Source organism: Collinsella sp. AM20-15AC (assembly GCF_003471405.1).
Lineage (GTDB): Bacteria > Actinomycetota > Coriobacteriia > Coriobacteriales > Coriobacteriaceae > Collinsella.
Window position 1 is genome coordinate 1 of record NZ_QRJA01000075.1, and the last position, 266, is coordinate 266.

Below are 266 nucleotides of genomic sequence, written 5' to 3' on the forward strand. Positions count from 1 at the left end.
GGCGCCGAAGCGCACCCTCGTCACCGGCTGCAACGGCCAGCTGGGCCGCGCGGTCCGCAGGCTCGCCGAGGAGCGCGGCTTGGCGAAGGACTTCGACTTCTGCGACATCGACACCTTCGACATGTCCGACCCGGAGGCCTATTCGCAGTACGACTGGTCGCTCTACGGCGCCGTCATCAACTGCGGCGCCTACACGGCGGTCGACAGGGCCGAGACCCCCGAGGGCCGCGTGACCGCCTGGAAGGCCAACGCGACCGGCCCGGCCC

General features: G+C 71.4%; 1 pseudogene. It reads left to right on the forward strand.

Annotation, left to right across the window (positions count from 1 at the left end):
• Nucleotides 1–40: 40 nt before the first annotated feature.
• Nucleotides 41–266, forward strand: a pseudogene (locus DW233_RS10520) (sugar nucleotide-binding protein); the annotation flags it as partial.